The following is a 20,212-nucleotide window of genomic DNA, read 5'->3' as shown; positions in this document are numbered from 1 at the left end:
GGACACCCCTCATTTCGTAGAAATGGTTCGAACGCTTCATGAGGGATACTTTCAACTAGATGATGGATATGGAAAGCAATATCATTATTTTGTAATTTTACTTCTAAATCTAAAGGCAAAATGAGTTGATTCATGTTATAATCTTTAAACATAAGGATCCTTCTTTCGATATGGTTTTGTGTGGTAACTTAATTTTATCAGAAGAGGTCCTTATTTTATTGTAAAAAATTCAAAGCCGGTGAAATTTTACTTTTCGTAAAATTTCACCGGCTTTTTTTATTTAGAGGAGGGTTTTGTCCCAGCCTCTTTTTGATATTCCGCAATTTTATGACATTTTATTTTTCTACAAAAATTTATAAACGAAATTTGACAACTTTGTTATAGTAGATATAGGCTTTTTAATTATGTATAGGAGCGGTGATGAAAATGGCGAAAGGAAAACTAGTCAAAACTAACGCAGTTCGTTTATTGGATCAACAAAAAATCTCTTATAACTTAATTGAATATGATGTAGACGATCATATCGATGGTGTGAGTGTAGCAAAGAAAGTTGGATTTCCAGTTTCCCATGTGTTTAAAACTTTAGTTACGACAGCGGGAAGTGGGAAGTTTTTTGTTTTTGTCATTCCTGTATCCGAAGAACTCGATTTAAAAGGATGCGCAAAGATCTCAGGCGTTAAAAAATTAGAAATGCTACATGTGAAGGATTTGTTAGCAACGACTGGTTATGTTCGGGGAGGATGTTCACCTATTGGCATGAAAAAGTTATTTCCAACGTTTCTAGATGAATCTGTCCATCAATTGGAGTATATCGTAGTCAGCGCAGGGAAAATTGGTATGCAGATTAAATTACATCCTCAACATTTAATCAGCGTAACAAATGCACGCGTTGCGAAATTGACAGTTTTATAGTTGTTATTTAATAGAAAGAAGGCTTTAAATTGGGAAGAGAATTAAAGTGGAAATGGTTGTTCTTCTTTATTGGACTTATGGTGATGTCCCTTGGCGTCTCCATGATTATTAAAGGAAAGGCAATAGGCGTAAGTGCCTGGGATGTATTACATGTTGCTCTGTTTCATCATATAGGATTAACGGTAGGGACTTGGTCCATTTTAACGGGAGTCGTTATTGTTGGATCGACCTCTCTTTATTTAAAGGAGTGGCCAAAACTCGCTACAATTATCAACATGCTACTATGTGGAACTTTTATTGACTTTTTTAATTGGATACTACCAAATTCAACTGGATTGATAGTTGATTATATATATTTCATGTTAGGTGTTATCGTTTTAGGGATAGGTTGTGCCCTCTATATTTCACCTAATCTTGGAGCTGGACCAAGGGATACATTGATGATCATTATTTCTGAGAAGTTTTCTTTATCTATCGGAAATGCTCGATTGTTGATGGAAGCCTTTATTGCTGGTATCGGATGGTTGTTAGGCGGACCTATCGGATTAGGTACGATTATTATAGCTTTTTTTACAGGGTATATTGTGCAGTCGGCGCTACCTTTTTTCCGAAACATGCTCCATACTAAATTAAATGAATCGGTTACTAACAACGTTTTCCCTAGTCAGAAAACAGATAAACTCGCAAAAGAATCGTAGCTTTTGCGAGTTTTTTTGATATTGAATGGAATCTTTGAACAGATACAGTTACACTAAAGGGGAGGATGGCTTAAATTAATCCTTCATGTAGAAAAATCCTTTGAATATGCTAAAATCTAACTAACTGAAGTAAAAGGGGATGAAATTCATGTCTAAAATTTTAGATGCATTTCTGAATGAAAATTTAGAAGCTTTACGAGATCAAGGGCTATATAACGAAATCGATGCCGTTGAAGGCGCTAATGGCCCAATGATTCAAGTAAATGGGAAACAATTAATTAACTTATCTTCAAACAACTATTTAGGCTTAGCAACAAATGAAGAATTAAAACAAGTAGCAAAGAAAGCTATTGATAAATATGGTGTAGGAGCAGGGGCGGTCCGGACGATTAACGGAACGATGGACCTTCATGTACTTTTAGAAGAAAAGCTTGCCGAATTTAAAGGAACGGAAGCAGCGATTTCTTATCAATCTGGCTTTAACTGTAATATGGCTGCCATCTCTGCAGTTATGGATAAAAATGATGCGATTCTGTCAGATCAATTAAACCATGCATCCATTATTGACGGTTGTAGGCTTTCAAAGGCAAAAATTATTGCGTATAATCATTCGGACATGGACGACCTTCGTGCAAAGGCAAAAGAAGCGAAAGAGTCAGGCTTATACAATAAAATTATGGTGATTACAGATGGCGTTTTCTCAATGGATGGCGACATTGCAAAGCTTCCTGAAATTGTGGAAATTGCAAAAGAGTTCGACTTAATTACTTATGTAGATGATGCTCATGGTTCAGGTGTAACAGGTAAAGGAAAAGGAACTGTAAAACATTTCGGACTTGAAAAAGAAATCGACTTCCAAATTGGTACCCTTTCGAAAGCGATTGGGGTAGTAGGTGGTTATGTGGCAGGGAAGAAAAACTTAATCGACTGGTTAAAAGTTCGCTCCCGTCCATTCCTATTTTCAACTGCGGTGACTCCGGGCGATGTAGCAGCAATTACGCGTGCATTGCAAATGATTATGGATTCCACAGAATTACATGATCAATTATGGGAAAATGGTGATTATTTAAAAGCTGGTTTGAAAAAGCTAGGATTTAACATCGGTGCGTCAGAAACACCAATTACTCCATGTATCATTGGGGATGAAAAGCTAACGCAACAATTTTCGAAACGCCTTGTAGAAGAAGGGGTTTACGCAAAGGCGATTGTCTTCCCTACAGTACCAAAAGGAACAGGACGTGTGCGCAATATGCCAACAGCAGCTCACACGAAAGAAATGCTTGATAACGCACTTGCAATTTATGAAAAAGTAGGCCGCGAATTGGGAGTAATCTAAAGATTGAGGTACCTAGTGAACGAAAACTAGGTACCTTTTTTAGGCTATCGACATAAAAATAAGGTTAACAAATCGATGGAAGGATGAAGTTTTGACTGGGACAATAACATACTTTTTCGGGCAAGCAATGACTGGGCAAGGCATGAAACATTTATATAAAGAATTAATGAGTACGGAAGCAAACACAGTATATCTTCTAAAAGGAGCCCACAGTTTTAAAATATCTGATCTGCTTGAAAAACTTGCAACTCATTACATCAACAAAGGAGTAGACGTTGAATACTTCCTTGATCCACTTTTTGAAAAAACCTTCGAGGCTATATTCGTAAAAAACCCATACAACATTCTTTACCTCCAAGCTAACACCCCATCTGTTGAACCTATAGTATTAGGAAAAAGAGATAAAGTCATTTCATTATACGATTGTCTAGATGAGCAGAAGCTTATTTTACATGGTGAGCAACTTGAACAATTATATGAAACAAAAGCGAAATACTATCAAGATTGCTTTTCTGCTTTAGCTAATGCGATAAAAATTCACGATGATTGGGAAGTTGAAACGAGAAGATATATGAACTGGCAAGGATTAGATGAACAATTTGATGAACTAAAGAACGTTCTTTTTGGGGACGCAAAACAAGCTAAAATGGCAAAAAGAACACACCGTCTACTTGGAACATTAACACCAAGGGGTGCGCGGGATACGGTTCAAAGCATTACGCAAAATCTTGAAAGAAGGTTGTTTATAAAAGGTTACCCAGGCACCGGAAAGTCATCGATGATGAAAAAAATTGCTGATGAAGCAGTATCAAGAGGATATGATGTGCAAATGGTATGGTGTGGTCTTGATTCAAATTCAGTAGATATGGTGATTTTACCAGAGCTAAAGTTTTGTATTTTTGACAGCACTGAACCACATGTTTACTTCCCAGATGAAAGCCGAGCTGGCGATGAAATCTTAGACATTGCTCAGCATTGCCATCCAACAGAGGTTGAGGAAAACAATATACAAAAGATTGTTGCAAAATATAAATCGGCTATTTCTGATGCGACAGTTAATGCCAATTTATATGCTCAGGAAGAGAGAAAGGTACGGGAAATAATAGATCAAGCAATCGATTTAGAAGAGTTTGATAAGCGGACAAAGGGATTATTTTTATGAGAGAGTAAATGGTTTTCAACTTAAATCATATGGGGGTTAATAACATTTAAAGTGGGGACGTCCAAAAGTAAAAGTTGCTGGACGGCCCAGCCCCCATTCTATTTTGTTCCTTATAAAACAATTTCTCTGTATTTATTGACAATACAGGGATTTCAATGTATTTTGATAAAATATAGATATTTAGTTGGTATTAATAGTGACCAGTTAGGAGAGGTACATGTTAGAGTTTCAAAATATTACGAAAATATATGAATCTAAAAATAAAAAAGTAGTCGGGGTAGATCATGTCTCTTTAAAAATAAATAAAGGAGACGTTTTTGGAATAGTCGGATATTCCGGAGCGGGTAAAAGTTCATTACTTCGTTGTGTCAATCTATTAGAAAGACCGACTAGTGGGAAGATACTCGTTGATGGTATCGATTTAACAAAACTATCCGGTAGTAAACTGCGAGTTGCCCGATTAAAAATTGGAATGATTTTTCAACACTTTTATTTAATTAGTCAAAAGACCGTTGGAGAGAATATTGCATTTGCTTTACGTGCAGCAAAGACCCCTAAAAATAAAATCCCAGGACGAGTTGCGGAATTACTAGAAATGGTAGGGTTAACGGACAAACGAGATGTGTATCCTGGGCAACTTAGTGGTGGTCAAAAGCAACGAGTTGGAATTGCCCGTGCCCTTGCTAATAATCCTTCCATTTTACTTTGCGATGAAGCAACTTCTGCACTGGATCCGAAAACGACTCTTTCCATATTAAAATTGTTAAAGGAAATTAATCGACGACTTGGTATTACAATCGTATTAATTACCCACGAAATGGATGTTGTAAAGGAAATTTGTAATCGAATGGCGATTATGCAGGATGGTCGTGTTATTGAAGAAGGAGAAGTGTATGATATCTTCGCAGAACCAAAGGAACTTTTAACGAAGGAATTTATTAATAGTGTCGTATCTTTTGAGATTCCTAATGAAATCTTAAAAGGGGTAAAGGGACAAGTTATGAAAATATTATTTAAAGGTGATGTCGCAGGAGAGGGAGTTATTTCGGACACGATGCAACGGTTTAATGTGAAAGGGAACTTTTTACATGGCACGATTGAATACATACAAGAACGTCCACTTGGGATTTTCATCATGGAATTACAAGGTGAACCAGCCGCTGTAAACGAGGCCAAGCATTATATGGAACAACGAGGCGCGCTAGTGGAGGTGATTGAACATGTTTGATTTTCCCTATTTCATTAGCATGTTACCAGATATTTGGAAAGCCTTTACTGAAACATTAATTATGATTGGAATTTCCCTTTCAATCTCCCTCATCATTGGGTTACCCCTTGGTATATTATTGTTTGTTACGGATAAAGGATTGTTTTGGGAAAACCGTTTTATCAAAAGTATTTTTGGATTTGCAGTGAATATTATTAGGTCTATCCCTTTTATAATATTACTCGTTGCGTTATTCCCATTAACAAAATTATTAGTAGGAAGTACAATTGGTCCTGTTGCGGCGAGTGTATCCCTTTCTGTGGCGGCAATTCCTTATTTTGCTCGTCTTGTCGAATCGTCTTTAAGAGATATTGATAAAGGAGTAATTGAAGCAACAATCGCAGTAGGGGCTACCCCTTGGATGATTATAAAAGATGTCCTTATTCCAGAGGCAAAGTCAACGATTATTCGAGGAATTACATTAACCGTTATAAGTTTAGTTGCTTACTCTGCGATGGCAGGAACTATTGGTGGTGGTGGTATCGGTGATTTAGCGATTCGGTTCGGCTATTACCGTTATGACGATACAATTATGATTTCAACTGTGGTCATTTTAATTATTTTCGTACAACTCATTCAATTAATTGGCGAACAGATTGCAAAATCAATCGATAAACGATAAGGAGAGATAGATGTGAAAAAGTATTTATTAACATTTTTAACCCTTGCATTAGCGATAATACTTGCGGCATGTGGTGGAAACGATGAAGGGACTTCATCGAACGAAGGTGGAGAAAGCAAAGAGATTAAATTAGGGGCTACGGCAGGTCCTTATAGTGACATGTTAACAAAAGCAATTATTCCCCAATTAGAGGAAAAAGGTTACAAAGTGGATAGAGTTGAATTTAGTGATTATGTTCAACCAAATAATGCTTTAAACAATGGGGATATTGATGCGAATCTTTTCCAACATTCCATTTACTTAGAAACTTTTGAACAGCAAAATGATATGGATTTAGAAGCATTAATTTCAGTACCTACAGCACCAATGGGCTTCTTCTCCGAAAAGTATTCTTCTGTGGAGGAAATTGAAGACGGGGCAACAGTTGCGATTGCAAACGACCCATCTAACGCTGCTCGTACCCTTTTAACATTACAGGCTCAGGGACTTATTGAAATTGATCCCAATATTGACGAGTTAACGGCTTCAGAAAAAGATATCGTAAAAAATGATAAAAACTTAGTGTTCCAACCAGTAGAGGCAGGTTCCCTTCCGCGTCAAATTGAAAATGCGGACGTAGCCGGTGTACCTGGTAACTTTGCCCTAGCTGCAGGATTAGATTTAATGAATGCGGTATTTTTAGAAGATATGAATGAAAAGTATCGTAATGTTGTTGCTATTAAAGCAGAAAATAAAGATAGTCAGTTAGCAAAAGATTTAGTTGAAATTATTGAATCAGTTGAATATGAAGAAGTAATTGATAAAGACTTCCAAGGTTTTAGTAAACCAGAGTGGATGGTTAATCGCTAATAGATAAAAAAGGTTAAGGCGTTTGAATAAACGCTTTAACCTTTTCTTTTTTATTATTTTAAGTTCAATTTGATTTCGTTATTGAAATCGGTTCGCCTTTAAATAAACCTAACGCTTCGATACGACTTATCGCTTCTTTTAACCGACTTTCATCTACTAATAAGCCGACTCGAATGTAACCTTCTCCATACTCACCGAAGCCGTTACCAGCCGCAACTGCTACGTTTGCTTTTTCAAGTAAAAGATCGGCAAATTGTTCACTCGTATAGCCTTCAGGAACTTTTAACCATGCAAAAAATGAACCTTTTGGCGCCACTACGTCCCAACCAATGCGATGGGCTTCTTCAATGAAAACATTACGTCTTCTTTCGTAAATGGCAAGTTGTTCTTCTACACAATGCTGATCTTCGTTTAGAGCGGCAATTGCGGCATGTTGAATAGCAGGGAAGATGCTACAGAATAGATGATCTTGAATTAAGTTTAAAGCGGCAATAATATCTGCGTTACCTACTGCAAATCCAACCCGCCAACCGGCCATATTGTACGTTTTAGATAGCGTGTAAAGTTCAACTCCAACTTCTTTAGCTCCTTCTATTTGGAGGAAACTCGGAGGACGTTCACCATCAAATCCAAGGGCACCGTAAGCAAAATCGTGAACAACGGCTACATCATTTTGCTTTGCAAAGTCAACCGTTTGTTGGAAAAACTCAAGAGTGGCAGTGGCGCCAGTTGGATTATTTGGATAATTTAAATACATTAATTTTGCTCTTTGTTTTATTTCATCAGATAATGATTCATAATCTGGTAAAAAGTCGTTATCCTCGGTCAGCGGAAGCGTATCGTAATGGACATCACCAAGGACAACTCCTGATAAATAATCGGGATAACCCGGATCAGGAAGAAGCATATAATCTCCAGGATTTAGAACAGCGATCGGCAACTCAACTAAGCCAATTTTAGAACCACCTAGTATGGCAACTTCACGGTTTGGATCGATATCGACACCGTATTCCCGTTTATAAAAATTGGCAGCTGCTTCCTTTAATTGTTGAATTCCTTGGAAAGGCGAGTACTTATGGGTTTGAGGGTCTTCTGCTGCCAATTGCAGTGCACTCACAATATGTGGTGGTGTTGGGCGGTCTGGATTTCCCTGTCCTAAATTGATAACATCTCGACCTTCTGCAATCGCTGCATTAACCTTTTGTACAAGGGATGCAAAAAATTGAGTAGGGAGTTTTTGCAGTTTATTAGATAATTTCATTATTCATTCCTCTTCTTCCCATTTTATTCTTTTTCTTAAACTAACTACATAGTATAATCGCTATACTTTGTATCAAATTCAGAATATAATTACTATTAGATATGTAGGAATAATAGTACTTTTAAGTAAAAATGTCTAGGGGGTTATCGCAATGAAAATCGGATGTATTCAGCTAAATGTTAGATTTGGAAAAGTAGATGAAAATTTCGAACGTGCTGAAAAATTTATTCGCGAAGCAGCAAGTAAAGGTGCGGAAATTGTTATTTTACCTGAAATGTGGAATACAGGTTATGCATTAGAAAAATTAGGTGAAATAGCTGATCACGAAGGTATTCGTACAAAGGCGTTTTTACAAAGCTTATCAACGGAACTAGGCATGCATATTGTTGGTGGTTCAGTAGCAACAGAGCGTGACGGTAAGTTTTATAATACGATGTATGTTTATAACCATAATGGCGAGCTTGTGAGCGAATATAATAAAGCCCATTTATTTAGATTGATGAATGAAGAAAAATATTTAGAATCAGGTAATGAAATGAATCTTTTTAGTTTAGGAGAATTAGAAGCTGGTGGTGTCATTTGCTATGATATTCGATTCCCTGAATGGTTGCGTGCCCATGCATTAGCGGGGGCAAAAGTGTTATTTGTTTCTGCCCAATGGCCAACCCCTCGTATTGATCATTGGAAAACACTATTACAGGCGAGAGCAATTGAAAACCAATGTTTTGTCGTTGCAGTAAATCGTATCTCCCATAAAGTTGAAAATTATAACGGACAATCGATGATCATCGAACCGTGGGGAGAAGTATTATGGACAGGGGCAGAGGATGAAGAACTTGCTATTATTGATGTAGATTTTTCAAAAGTAGATGAAGTTCGTAGTCGCATTCCTGTTTATGACGATCGCCGTCCTGGTCTGTATAGTGGAGTAGTAGAGGAGTAAATTTAACATTTACAAATTCTTAACTTTCATTTATGCAACAATTTTAAGATTTTACATAAGCTATAGCAGACCTCTCGGGGCTTTCGAGCTTTGGGGGGTTTTATACATTCTATTGACCATATTTTTTGATTTCCAATTTATATTGAATTTTATAAATTTCGGTAATATGGTAAGGTGGTAATAGATTCGTTCAAAAGCTTTTTAAAATATGTAGAAATATACTATAGAAGTAATTGTAGGGGGGATTATATGAAAAATAAAAAATGGATTGTCATATTATCTATTGTACTTGTTGTTTTACTAGCAGGTGGTTCCGTCTTTGGTTATTCCCAATGGCAATCGGCCAAAAAGGAAGAACGATTAAAGGATGCGGCAAAGGCTTGGGTTTCAGCCATTGAGAAACAATCCTTTGATAAAATACCGAGTCTTGTGACATCCGATTCTCTTAAAGCTGCAGGTTATACAAAGGAAACCGTTGTTGAGAAATATGATGCTATTTATGGTGGTATTGGTGTTTCCAATATGAAGATTGATTATGAAATATCAGAAGATCATACATTAAGTTATACTGCTACTTTTGATACTGTCCTAGGTACTATTTCATCGATTCCTTATAAAACAAAGCTGGTTGAAGATGGGGATACTTATAAAATTGACTGGACTGCAGAATTAATTTTCCCTGGCATGCTTTCAGACGATAAAATTCGCTACACAGTGGATGAAGCCCAACGAGGAAGTATTATTGACCGCAATGGAAAACCTCTTGCCTTTAATACAACAACTTATCAGGCTGGAGTTGTACCTCAAAATTTAGGCGAAGGACAAGCAAGGACTTCTAAAATTGCTAATATTGCGAAACAGTTAGGCATATCGGCTGAATTTATCGAAGAACAGTTATCCCAAAGTTGGGTACAGCCGGACTATTTTGTTCCACTCAAAACATTAGCCTATGGAACGGAAGCGACAGTTATTGATGGCGTATCATATCAAGAAGTACAAACCCGTGCATATCCACTAGCGGATGCTGCAGCCCAATTAACGGGCTATGTTGGTGAAGTAACTGCGGAAGATATTGAAAAGGACCCGACATTACAATCGGGTGATATTATCGGAAGAAGCGGTCTCGAGCTAACATTTAACGATGAACTCCGTGGAGAAAACGGTGGAGAAATTTATATTGAAACAGCAAATGGTGAAAAACGCGCAACGATTCAACAAGTGGAAAAAAAGGATGGACAAGACATTCAAGTAACTGTTGATGCACAAGTGCAACAAGTAGCTTTTGATTCGTTGGAAAACGCGGCCGGTTCTACAGTTGTAATGGAGCCGAAATCCGGTAACTTATTAGCCCTTGTTAGTAAACCTTCTTTTGATCCGAATTTATTTGTCGTAGGTATTACGCAAGATCAATACGATGTGTACAACAATGATGAAAATAAACCGTTTATTAGCCGTTTTTCAACACGTTATGCACCTGGTTCAACCTTTAAACCAATTACTGCTTCTATTGGGTTAGAGGCTGGTGTTACTACTGTTGATAAAACTCGCGAAATATCTGGTTTGCAATGGCAAAAAGATGACTCATGGGGGAACTATAAAATTTCCCGTGTGACGGAAACAGATGTAGTCAATTTAGAAACAGCACTTGTGAAATCAGATAATATTTACTTTGCCCAAGAAGTATTGGAAATGGGAGAAGACACGTTCCGTGAAGGGTTAAATAAGCTTACTTTTGGTGAAAATTATGACCTTCCGTTAACAATGGAACCTGCTCAAATTTCCAACGAAAAGTCGTTTGGTTCCGAAATTTTACTTGCGGATACTGCTTATGGACAAGGTCAATTATTAATGTCTCCTATTCAAATGGCAGCAAACTATTCCGTTTTTGCTAATGATGGCGTATTAACTTATCCGAAGCTATTAGTAGATGCTGAAAGTAAAACGAAGGAAGTTTTTGCAAAAGAAACCGTAGATACAATTAAACCAATGCTTATGAAAGTCGTTACATCTTCTGAAGGGACGGCAAATAGTCTAAAAGGTGTAGGTAATCTTGCTGCTAAAACTGGTACAGCAGAGTTAAAAGGTTCGCAAGGAGAACGTGGAGTAGAAAATAGCTTAATATTTGCCTTTGATGCGAATGATTCAAGTTACTTAACGGTTTCGATTGTAGAAAATCATCGGGAAGTAGAAAAAACAGCAACGGAACTCATTAAACCAGTCATTCAATTTTTAGAAAAAGTTCAATAATTTTTTAATGAAAGAGTCTAACTTTTGTTAGGTTCTTTTTTATTTTGGCAGGGAATCGGTATAGAAACTTTTTCCTTTTTCTTCTTTTTAAATTATAATTATTTATAATAATAAGGATGGTTTAGGGGGAAGAGAAATGTCAAAAGAAGCACTCATTATAGTAGATATGAGCAACGACTTTGTTTCGGACGACGGGAGTTTAACAGCTGGAAAACCGGCTCAAGAAATAGTACCTTATATTATTAATAAGGCAACGGAATTTTTACATAATGACCAAGTTGTGGTAGTAGCTATGGATGCCCATGAGGAAAATGATCCGCATTTTGAACTATGGTCTCCGCATAATGTAATTGGAACAAAAGGACAGGAACTTTATGGGGATTTAATGACATGGTTTAAAGAACATGAATCCCATCCAAATGTTATTTATCAACCAAAAACAAATTACAACGCTTTCTTTAAAACGGGCTTAGCTGAAAAGCTAAAAGCTCTCAATGTTGAAAAAGTCCATGTCGTAGGCGTTTGCACAGATATTTGTGATTTTTTAACAGTAGCAGGAGCCGATGCAGAAGGATTTAAAACAGCCATTCATAAACAAGGGGTTGCAACATTTACAGATTTAGGTGAAACATTTATTCAGCATATGAAAACATGTTTCTTTACAGAAATTATTTAATCAAAAAGGATGCCCTTAAGTTTACGCACTAGGGGCATCCTTTTTAAATTTATTGTTTAATCTACTCTTCAGTTTACCAAAGTGTTTCATTGTTACTTAAGTAGTGTATGTTCGTGCAATTGTTTAGTATTACCTGGTACTACATTCTCTAGCACAGCCCTTTTCGGACAGCTTTTTACATATTATTGTTCTAATTTTTCCGGTTTTTTCCGTGGTTTTGGTTTGTGAAACAATCCGAGTTCTTTTTTATCTTTTGCTAAAGATCGATAAAGTGAAACCATCATTAAAATAATAATTATGGAAAATGGAAAGGCTGCTATAACCAATGTATTTTGTAGTGCTTGTAGTCCTCCACTATATAAAAGAACTATAGCTACAGTCGACTGTGCAATACCCCACGTTAATTTTACGCTAGTAGGTGGTATAAGTGATCCGTACGTTGTTTGCATGCCAAGTACAAATGTTGCGGAATCAGCAGATGTAATGAAAAATGTACTAACAAGTACAATTGCTACGACAGATAGAATGAACGACCAAGATGATTCATTAAAAATGGCAAATAAAACTTCTTCAGTAGCCAATTGAGAGATGTCTATATTTACAGCTTTTTGAACCTCAATTGCTGATGTTCCAAACACAGAGAACCATATAAAGCTTACGAGAGCTGGAAGTAATAAAACCCCTACGACAAATTCTCGTATCGTTCTACCTCTTGATACACGGGCGATAAAAATACCAACAAATGGCGCCCATGAAATCCACCATGCCCAATAGAAGATTGTCCAGTCATTAATCCAAGAACGATGCTCTTCATTAAGTGGTGCGATACGGAAGCTCATTTGAATTATGTTTTGTATATAGCCACCGAGTGAATCAGTAAACATGTTTAAGATGAGGATTGTAGGTCCCGCGATAAACATTAAAACTAATAATGCAATTGCCACAAACATATTTGTGTTACTTAAAATCTTGATTCCTTTACCTAATCCAGTTGATGCTGAGATGATGAATAGAACGGTAACAACAGCTATGATAATAAATTGAATGGTAAAATTATTAGGTATCCCTAATAAATAAGATAACCCTCCATTAATTTGTGTTGCACCAAATCCTAGAGTTGTTGCAACACCAACAACAGTTGCGACAACAGCTAAAACGTCTACTACTGTTCCAAAAGTGCCTTCCATTGCTTTTTTTCCTAAGACTGGTTTTAATGTAGCGGAAATGAGACCGGGTTCTCCCTTACGGAAATTGAAGTAAGCTAATGCTAACGCCACTATTGCATATATTCCCCATGCATGAATCCCCCAATGGAAAAATGTGTATCTCATCGCTTCTTTATATGCTGAATTTGTTTCTGGTTCAGCTAGTGGGGGGTCCATAAAATGGGAAAGCGGTTCTGCTGCTCCCCAGAAGACAAGGCCAATCCCCATACCTGCACTAAATAACATGGCAAACCAGGAGGGTCTTGAAAATTCAGGTTTCTCATCAGGTTTTCCTAATTTTATCGCTCCAACAGGGCTGAATATAAGAAAAACACAAAAAATTACAATGATTGTAACCAAAATTAAATAATACCATCCAAATGCCGACGTAAGAAATGCTTGTAAATTTCCTGTTGCTTCTTCAAAACTCTTTGGGGCGGCAACACCGAATATAACTGCTGCGAGAACAATCGCAACGGAAATCCAAAAAACATTTGAAATTTTCTTCATCCTAAATTCCTTTCTTCAAAAAGTTTTCACGATTTTTAATATGATTAAAAAAGTTGACAACTCTTTAAGCCTATCAAATTTATTCGTTTTTTTCCAATAAAGAGGGGATTTTATCAGTTATTGTCGATACAATTAATTTTCAAAAAATATTTATTCTATTCCTTCCCTTAGTATATTCCTCTATAACTCGTGTAACTAATTAGGAAGTTGACTAGCGATAATGGTCATTTCTTAAAGTGGATACCGTTATGTATTTTCAATGTTTGCAAATAGAATATCCGATTTTTTTCAGGTATCTCTTTTATTCTAAGTTTTATTCTTTCACTTGCTGATTATGCATTTCTCCCTTATATATATTTCTATTATATATAATCATTGCATTTCAATCATCTTCATTTCAATAAGTGATGGGGAGAGGGGAGTGACTTGTGGGATAAAAATAGTAACTTAGCATCTTTGTAGTAAACCGTGTTTCAGCACTCTCGCTTTAAGGTGAAAGAAATATATTCCACTAGCGCCTTTCAGTATCTTCCATATACTTCCTCTTGTCGTCTCAATTATCTCATTTTAAAATGAATATAAGAACGAATGTTCGTATATATTAATAATAGATAAATTGGAGGTGTAGTGATGCATGGGTTGAAGGATAGAGAAGCGGATGAGACAAATTCATTGGAAAAGTACGAACATGCACCGAATCGACCGATTATTTGTATCGATATGCGATGCTTTTATGCCAGTTGTATGGCGATGCTTGAAAATCTTGATCCCCTTAAAGTACCGATTGCGGTTATAGGGAACTTCCAGCAAAAGGGAAGTATTGTGCTTGCTGCATCACCACCGATGAAGAAACGGTTTGGTATTAAAACAGGCTCTCGTCTTTTTGAAATTCCAAAACATCCTGATATTCGATTATTTGAACCGAAAATGGAATTTTTCGTGCAAATGTCGATGGAAATTACGAATTTAATTAATCAATTTGTTCCAAAGGAAGCAATTCACGTTTATAGCATCGATGAAAGCTTTGTTGATCTTAGTGGCACTGAAAAACTGTGGGGACCACCAGAAGAAACAGCTAAATTTATTCAAGAAAGTATTTATCGACAATTTCAAATACCAAGCGCCGTTGGAATGGGACCTAATATGTTAATGGCAAAACTTGCACTAGATTTAGAAGGGAAAAAGAAAGATTTTGCCAAATGGACATACGAAGACGTTCCTACAAAACTTTGGCCCTTATCCCCCCTTTCAGAAATGTGGGGAATCGGTCGCAGAACAGAACGTACGTTAAATAATATGGGAATTTTTACAGTAGGTGATTTAGCTAATACCGATTTAAAAACATTAGAAGATTGTTTTGGTATTATGGGTAATCAGCTTTACTATCATGCATGGGGAATTGATTTATCCCCGCTTGGTGCACCGTTAGCACAAGGGCAAATTAGTTTTGGGAAAGGGCAAGTGCTAATGCGGGATTATCGAAGTCGTAGTGAAATTCTTGCTGTCATTCTCGAAATGTGTGAGGACGTGGCAAGAAGAGCAAGGGAAGCGTATCAAGTTGGAAGAACGATTTCCCTTGGGGTTAGTTATAGTAAAGATGCTTTCGGAGGTGGTTTTCATCGAGCACGGACGATTGACGAGCCAACGAACGACACGATGAAAATTTATAAAGTATGTGAGCAATTGCTCGATGAACATTATGCAGAACGCCCGGTAAGGCAAATTTCTTTAAGCATTTCGAAGTTAGAATCCGAAAACTCCATGCAGCTAAGTTTGTTTGATGATAGGAAATGGAGAAAACGAAAACTAGGTGCAACAATGGACTATTTACGGTCAAAGCATGGCTCTACAGCAGTTCTACGTGCCGTTTCTTATACAGAAGCAGGAACAGCCGTTAAACGGGCCCAGTTAGTAGGTGGTCATAAAAAATAAAGTGGTGTTAGAGAGTAGGTCACGAACATTTTATGACAAGAGGTGAAGATGATGATTCGAGACCGTGGAAATATTAAATGGAACGCAATGATGCTGCCAGAACACGTGGAATTATTACGAGAATGGCATGAGAAGGATGATTACGTTAAAAAACCCGAATTAGACGAATGGGCATTGCAGGAACTTAGTGAGCAACTGCAAATTGCCTATCATAATAAAGCGGAAGTGGAATTAGGCCTTTGGGAAGACAATCATATTTTTAAAGCAACAGGCATTATTTCCGCTTTTAATGTAACGAAAGGGACGTTGTCTTTTGAGGATGGTCGTAAATTTCCCTTTTATTCGATTTTTTCGATTACCTATTCTTCTGTTGATTAAATAAAATAAAAGCTAACCGATTCAGAATCTTACCGAAATCATTCGTTAGGTAGGACTCGTATGGATTTGGTTAGCTTTTTTACATCTCTTAAAGAAGTTGCATATGCTATGGAGAACAAATATTTAAAAAAGACAAACAATTAAGTATTGTCTTTTATAAGTGAACGGGTTATAATAAAAATCGCCAAAAACATTGATATAACAACGTTTTATTGTATTTTCGGAGTGTACATTTGTTTATCATCAGAGGAGGGTGCATATATATGAAAAAAATTATTGTCACGGGTGCATTGGGTCAAATTGGATCAGAACTTATTGTAAAATTACGAGATATATATGGAAAAGACAACGTTTTAGCTACGGATATCCGTAAAGAAAAGGACGTTAATGGTCCTTTTGAAGTGTTAGATGTAACTGATGAGAACCGAATGTATGAGCTTTCAAAACAATTCGGTGCGGATACGATGATTCATATGGCTGCATTACTTTCTGCAACAGCAGAGAAAAATCCCCAGTTTGCATGGAATTTAAATATGGGTGGGTTAATGAACGCCCTTGAAGTAGCACGGGAGTTAAATTTGCAATTTTTCACACCAAGTTCCATTGGAGCGTTTGGTCCATCAACACCTAAGGATAATACTCCGCAAGATACGCTCCAACGCCCTACGACGATGTATGGCGTAAACAAAGTAGCCGGGGAGCTATTATGTGATTATTACTTTACTCGTTATGGAGTAGATACGCGTGGCGTTCGATTCCCAGGGTTAATTTCATATGCAACTCCTCCTGGTGGCGGTACAACGGATTATGCAGTAGATATTTATTATAAAGCGGTTGAGAATGGTCGCTACACCTCATACATTGCAGAGGGTACCTATATGGACATGATGTATATGCCAGATGCATTGCAAGCGATTGTAGATTTAATGGAAGCAGACGGCTCAAAATTAAAACATCGTAACGCCTTTAACATAACTGCAATGAGCTTCGAGCCTTCGCAAATTGCAGCGGAGATTAAAAAGCATATTCCAACATTTGAAATGGACTATGACGTAGATCCTACTCGTCAAGCGATTGCAGATAGCTGGCCAAACTCCATTGATTCTTCAGCGGCAGTAGAAGAATGGGGCTTTAAAGCTCAGTATAATTTAGAAAAAATGACAATTGATATGCTAGAAAAATTAAACAGAAAATTAAAAGCAATTTCATAAATAAGACAGAAGTGCAAATCAAAGGGATTTGCACTTTTTTGTTAGAAAAATAAATAATATTGACTGAAAGGAATATTCTAAAAAGAAGGCGTGTAACAATAAAAAAGGGGAATGTGCCTATTCGTCTGTTGGGAAGTTTAATGCAACAAAAAAGTTTATAAAGAAGTTTTAAAATGAAAAATTCGTTACTAATATGCAAATTAATGTTACAGTTAGAAAGAAAATTTAAAAGTGAGTAGGCGAACAACATGATTGAAGTAAAAACATCTCCGCTAAGTGATGGAGAATTCAATAGAGGGGTATTTGCAACATGTGATATTAAAAAAGGGGAGCTATTACACGAAGCACCAGTCATTTCCTATCCAAATGACCAACATCAACATATTGAACAAACCCTCCTCGCTGATTACGCTTTTGAGTATGGAATTAATCATACTGCAATCCTTTTAGGGTATGGAATGTTATTTAATCATTCCTATGAACCGAATGCTATTTACGAAATTAATTTTAACAATCATACTTTTGATTTTTATGCATTTAAAGATATAAAAGCTGGAGAAGAAATTTTAATTAATTATAATGGCGATGTTGATGACAAAGAACCACTGTGGTTTAATCAGGAATAAAATGAATATTGATATAAAAGGATTCTATTTTAGATGACGATTAAAGAAACAACGAAAGATATTTAAACGATATAAGGAGTAAAAAAATGAACAAACGATGGACGATTGATAAAATTAAACAATTTGTTGAAAATAATTCAGATAGTAAGTTACTAACAACGGAATTCCATGGGTTTTCTCAAAAATTATTATTCCAATGTGCCTGTGGTAGTCATTTTGAAAAAACGTTTACGAAATTTAAAAATAATAACCAACGTAAATGTGATGTTTGCCAACCACCAAAAGCATCCCGTTAAATTTATTACGATATAAAACGTGCTGGCTTCTATTAAAGTCGGCACTATTTTTTTATATTTATAAAAAAGAGCCATTGAATATAAAGATTCAATGGCCTTAAAGGATTACTTCATAGCAACTGTTTTTGAAGCTTTCACTAAGTTTTCAATGGTAGTCCAATCATCTTGAACTAGACAGTCAACAATCTTACTACCAACAATTACCCCGCTACAAAATGATCCGAAACTTTTTACGTGATCAGGTGTTGAAATACCAAAGCCTGCTAAAACAGGTGTATCCGTATACGTTTGAATTTTTTTAAAGTGTTCATCCAATTGGGTTGCAAAGGAGGACCGGGCACCAGTAATCCCATTTACAGTGACAGCATAAATGAACCCTTCACTTCTTTTTGTTAAACGTTCAATCCGTTCTGGAGTACTCGTTAAAGATACAAGCTGGACAAGATCAATCGATGCATTCTTTAAAGCAGGCTGAACAATTTCACTTTCCTCGAGGGGCATATCTGGAATAATGACTCCACGAATACCGGCAGCCCGGGCATCTTTAGCAAATTTCTCCGTTCCATAGGCTAGTATAGGATTTAAATAGGTCATAGCTACAAGGGGTACCGTCAATTCACTCGCAAAGGAAGTTAATGTTTCAAGGACAGTGTGTAAAGTGGTCCCATTTGCTAAAGCCCGTTCACCAGCCCGTTCAATCGTAGGTCCATCTGCAACTGGATCTGTAAAGGGAATCCCAACTTCAATTGCTGTAACTCCCAGCTGTTGTAATTTTAAAATCGTCGGTTGTAATTTATTTAAACCACCGTCGCCAGCCATTATATACGGTACAAATGCTTTATGGCCTTGAGCTGTGATAGATAAAATCGTTTTCTTTAACAAACTCATGAAAGGTCACCTCCAAGGGCAGCAGAAATTGTATGAACGTCTTTGTCACCACGACCAGATAGGCAAATGACAAGAATTTCATCGGGTGCCATTGTTTTTGCGAGATTGGCTGCAAAATAGATGGCATGGGCACTTTCCAAGGCGGGAAGGATACCTTCCGTGCGACAAAGTAACTTAACTCCTTCCAACGCCTCATCATCTGTAACGGTACCGTAAGATGCTCGCCCGATTTCGTGAAGGTGACAATGTTCTGGTCCGACCCCAGGATAATCCAGACCGGCAGAGATGGAATGGGCTTCTTGAACAAAGCCGTTGTTATCTTGTAATAAGTACATAAATGCTCCGTGTAAAACACCAGTTTGACCACCTTGAATAGCAGCAGCATGCATCCCTGTTTCAATTCCTTTCCCTGCAGCTTCTACACCATATAAAGCGACATCTTCGTCTTCAACAAATGGATAGAACATGCCGATAGAGTTACTACCACCACCAACACAAGCCACAACAGCGTTAGGTAGACGGTCTTCCAATTCTAATATTTGTTCCCGAGTTTCATCACCAATCACCCGTTGAAAATCACGAACAATTGTAGGAAATGGATGGGGACCCATAGCAGAACCTAAAATATAGTGGGTATCTTCAATGTTTGTTACCCAGTGGCGTAATGCTTCGTTTACCGCATCTTTTAATGTGGCAGAACCTTTATCAACGGCGACTACTTTTGTGCCAAGAAGCTCCATGCGGAAGACGTTTAAAGCTTGCCGTTTAACATCTTCTGCTCCCATGTAAACAATACAGTCTAAATTGAGAAGGGCACAGGCAGTGGCAGTAGCAACACCATGTTGACCAGCACCAGTTTCAGCAACAATTTTATTTTTCCCCATACGTTTCGCAAGAAGTGTTTGCCCAAGGGCATTATTAATTTTATGAGCTCCTGTATGATTTAAATCTTCCCGTTTCAAGTAAATTTTTGCTCCACCACAATATTCGGTTAAACGTTCAGCAAAATAGAGGGGGGTTTGACGCCCTACGTAATTTTTTAAGTAGTAGCGAAGTTCGTCTTGGAAAGATTCGTCGCTTTTGACTTTGTCATAAGCAGCATCCAATTCTTGTAAAGCTGTCATTAATGTTTCAGGTACGAACTGTCCACCAAATCGACCGAATCGACCTTTTAATTCTGTTGTCATTTATAT

At 37.1% G+C, this 20,212-nt stretch carries 19 protein-coding genes; 15 read left to right on the top strand and 4 right to left on the bottom strand.

What is annotated here, in order from left to right:
* Positions 1–426 precede the first annotated feature (426 nt).
* The 7 genes from ybaK (at position 427) to EC501_RS11575 (ending at position 6,846) form a co-directional block, all read left to right on the top strand.
* Positions 427–912 carry a Cys-tRNA(Pro) deacylase gene (ybaK, locus tag EC501_RS11605; protein ID WP_122972463.1) on the top strand — a complete coding sequence of 162 codons (486 nt, stop codon included), beginning with the start codon at positions 427–429 and terminating at the stop codon, positions 910–912.
* A gap of 29 nt (positions 913–941) precedes the next feature.
* Positions 942–1,610, top strand: a complete 669-nt coding sequence (locus EC501_RS11600; protein ID WP_122972462.1) for a YczE/YyaS/YitT family protein — start codon at positions 942–944, stop codon at positions 1,608–1,610.
* A gap of 148 nt (positions 1,611–1,758) precedes the next feature.
* Entirely contained in the window at positions 1,759–2,946 is a 1,188-nt protein-coding gene (locus tag EC501_RS11595) for a glycine C-acetyltransferase (RefSeq protein ID WP_122972461.1), read from the top strand.
* Positions 2,947–3,037: 91 nt separating this feature from the next.
* On the top strand, positions 3,038–4,108 hold the full coding sequence (locus EC501_RS11590; RefSeq protein WP_241559326.1) for a nucleotide kinase: 1,071 nt from the start codon (positions 3,038–3,040) through the stop codon (positions 4,106–4,108).
* 217 nt (positions 4,109–4,325) lie between these two features.
* Positions 4,326–5,336: a methionine ABC transporter ATP-binding protein gene (locus EC501_RS11585; RefSeq protein WP_122972460.1), complete on the top strand. Its 1,011-nt coding sequence runs from the start codon at positions 4,326–4,328 to the stop codon at positions 5,334–5,336.
* Entirely contained in the window at positions 5,329–5,997 is a 669-nt protein-coding gene (locus EC501_RS11580; protein WP_122972459.1) for a methionine ABC transporter permease, read from the top strand. Before EC501_RS11585 ends, EC501_RS11580 begins: the two co-directional genes overlap by 8 nt.
* Positions 5,998–6,009: 12 nt before the next feature.
* The gene (locus EC501_RS11575) at positions 6,010–6,846 is read left to right on the top strand and encodes a MetQ/NlpA family ABC transporter substrate-binding protein (protein WP_122972458.1); all 837 of its coding nucleotides are present in this window, start codon (positions 6,010–6,012) and stop codon (positions 6,844–6,846) included.
* A gap of 64 nt (positions 6,847–6,910) precedes the next feature.
* Here the strand turns inward: EC501_RS11575 and EC501_RS11570 are convergent, their stop codons facing one another.
* Entirely contained in the window at positions 6,911–8,107 is a 1,197-nt protein-coding gene (locus EC501_RS11570) for a pyridoxal phosphate-dependent aminotransferase (RefSeq protein WP_158599706.1), read from the bottom strand.
* 151 nt (positions 8,108–8,258) lie between these two features.
* On the opposite strand from EC501_RS11570, the gene EC501_RS11565 reads away from it, so the two are divergent.
* The 3 genes from EC501_RS11565 (at position 8,259) to EC501_RS11555 (ending at position 11,973) form a co-directional block, all read left to right on the top strand.
* Positions 8,259–9,050 carry a carbon-nitrogen family hydrolase gene (locus EC501_RS11565; RefSeq protein WP_122972456.1) on the top strand — a complete coding sequence of 264 codons (792 nt, stop codon included), beginning with the start codon at positions 8,259–8,261 and terminating at the stop codon, positions 9,048–9,050.
* Between the two features lie 249 nt (positions 9,051–9,299).
* A complete protein-coding gene (gene pbp4, locus EC501_RS11560) occupies positions 9,300–11,297 on the top strand; it encodes a penicillin-binding protein PBP4(5) (protein ID WP_122972455.1) in 1,998 nt (665 codons plus the stop codon).
* Positions 11,298–11,433: 136 nt separating this feature from the next.
* Positions 11,434–11,973 carry a cysteine hydrolase family protein gene (locus EC501_RS11555; protein ID WP_122972454.1) on the top strand — a complete coding sequence of 180 codons (540 nt, stop codon included), beginning with the start codon at positions 11,434–11,436 and terminating at the stop codon, positions 11,971–11,973.
* A gap of 182 nt (positions 11,974–12,155) precedes the next feature.
* Here EC501_RS11555 and EC501_RS11550 read toward each other — a convergent pair whose 3' ends face one another.
* A complete protein-coding gene (locus EC501_RS11550; RefSeq protein WP_122972453.1) occupies positions 12,156–13,688 on the bottom strand; it encodes a glycine betaine uptake BCCT transporter in 1,533 nt (510 codons plus the stop codon).
* Positions 13,689–14,318: 630 nt separating this feature from the next.
* Between EC501_RS11550 and EC501_RS11545 the strand changes: the two genes are divergently transcribed.
* From EC501_RS11545 to EC501_RS11525, 5 genes are all read left to right on the top strand, one after another.
* Positions 14,319–15,620, top strand: a complete 1,302-nt coding sequence (locus tag EC501_RS11545) for a Y-family DNA polymerase (protein ID WP_122972452.1) — start codon at positions 14,319–14,321, stop codon at positions 15,618–15,620.
* A 51-nt stretch (positions 15,621–15,671) separates the two neighbouring features.
* Positions 15,672–15,998 (top strand): YolD-like family protein, encoded by a 327-nt coding sequence (locus tag EC501_RS11540; RefSeq protein WP_122972451.1) that lies wholly within the window; start codon positions 15,672–15,674, stop codon positions 15,996–15,998.
* A gap of 263 nt (positions 15,999–16,261) precedes the next feature.
* The gene (locus tag EC501_RS11535; protein ID WP_122972450.1) at positions 16,262–17,209 is read left to right on the top strand and encodes an L-threonine 3-dehydrogenase; all 948 of its coding nucleotides are present in this window, start codon (positions 16,262–16,264) and stop codon (positions 17,207–17,209) included.
* A gap of 248 nt (positions 17,210–17,457) precedes the next feature.
* Positions 17,458–17,835, top strand: a complete 378-nt coding sequence (locus tag EC501_RS11530) for an SET domain-containing protein (protein WP_122972449.1) — start codon at positions 17,458–17,460, stop codon at positions 17,833–17,835.
* An 86-nt stretch (positions 17,836–17,921) separates the two neighbouring features.
* Positions 17,922–18,131 carry a hypothetical protein gene (locus EC501_RS11525; RefSeq protein WP_122972448.1) on the top strand — a complete coding sequence of 70 codons (210 nt, stop codon included), beginning with the start codon at positions 17,922–17,924 and terminating at the stop codon, positions 18,129–18,131.
* A gap of 105 nt (positions 18,132–18,236) precedes the next feature.
* Here the strand turns inward: EC501_RS11525 and trpA are convergent, their stop codons facing one another.
* Entirely contained in the window at positions 18,237–19,019 is a 783-nt protein-coding gene (gene trpA, locus EC501_RS11520; RefSeq protein WP_122972447.1) for a tryptophan synthase subunit alpha, read from the bottom strand.
* Positions 19,016–20,206 (bottom strand): tryptophan synthase subunit beta, encoded by a 1,191-nt coding sequence (gene trpB / locus EC501_RS11515; protein WP_122972446.1) that lies wholly within the window; start codon positions 20,204–20,206, stop codon positions 19,016–19,018. Before trpB ends, trpA begins: the two co-directional genes overlap by 4 nt.
* Between the last annotated feature and the right edge of the window lie 6 nt (positions 20,207–20,212).

Origin of the sequence: Lysinibacillus halotolerans (genome assembly GCF_003711845.1) — a bacterium.
GTDB lineage: Bacteria > Bacillota > Bacilli > Bacillales_A > Planococcaceae > Ureibacillus > Ureibacillus halotolerans.
The sequence above is the reverse complement of the archived record's forward strand: the minus strand, read 5'-3'. Positions and strand labels throughout refer to the sequence as shown.

Coding starts and splice junctions, on each gene's coding strand:
- ybaK (WP_122972463.1), top strand. CDS start 427: ATGGCGAAAGGAAAACTAGTCAAAACTAACGCAGTTCGTTTATTGGAT.
- EC501_RS11595 (WP_122972461.1), top strand. CDS start 1,759: ATGTCTAAAATTTTAGATGCATTTCTGAATGAAAATTTAGAAGCTTTA.
- EC501_RS11585 (WP_122972460.1), top strand. CDS start 4,326: ATGTTAGAGTTTCAAAATATTACGAAAATATATGAATCTAAAAATAAA.
- EC501_RS11580 (WP_122972459.1), top strand. CDS start 5,329: ATGTTTGATTTTCCCTATTTCATTAGCATGTTACCAGATATTTGGAAA.
- EC501_RS11570 (WP_158599706.1), bottom strand. CDS start 8,107: ATGAAATTATCTAATAAACTGCAAAAACTCCCTACTCAATTTTTTGCA.
- EC501_RS11565 (WP_122972456.1), top strand. CDS start 8,259: ATGAAAATCGGATGTATTCAGCTAAATGTTAGATTTGGAAAAGTAGAT.
- pbp4 (WP_122972455.1), top strand. CDS start 9,300: ATGAAAAATAAAAAATGGATTGTCATATTATCTATTGTACTTGTTGTT.
- EC501_RS11555 (WP_122972454.1), top strand. CDS start 11,434: ATGTCAAAAGAAGCACTCATTATAGTAGATATGAGCAACGACTTTGTT.
- EC501_RS11550 (WP_122972453.1), bottom strand. CDS start 13,688: ATGAAGAAAATTTCAAATGTTTTTTGGATTTCCGTTGCGATTGTTCTC.
- EC501_RS11545 (WP_122972452.1), top strand. CDS start 14,319: ATGCATGGGTTGAAGGATAGAGAAGCGGATGAGACAAATTCATTGGAA.
- EC501_RS11540 (WP_122972451.1), top strand. CDS start 15,672: ATGATTCGAGACCGTGGAAATATTAAATGGAACGCAATGATGCTGCCA.
- EC501_RS11535 (WP_122972450.1), top strand. CDS start 16,262: ATGAAAAAAATTATTGTCACGGGTGCATTGGGTCAAATTGGATCAGAA.
- EC501_RS11530 (WP_122972449.1), top strand. CDS start 17,458: ATGATTGAAGTAAAAACATCTCCGCTAAGTGATGGAGAATTCAATAGA.
- EC501_RS11525 (WP_122972448.1), top strand. CDS start 17,922: ATGAACAAACGATGGACGATTGATAAAATTAAACAATTTGTTGAAAAT.
- trpA (WP_122972447.1), bottom strand. CDS start 19,019: ATGAGTTTGTTAAAGAAAACGATTTTATCTATCACAGCTCAAGGCCAT.
- trpB (WP_122972446.1), bottom strand. CDS start 20,206: ATGACAACAGAATTAAAAGGTCGATTCGGTCGATTTGGTGGACAGTTC.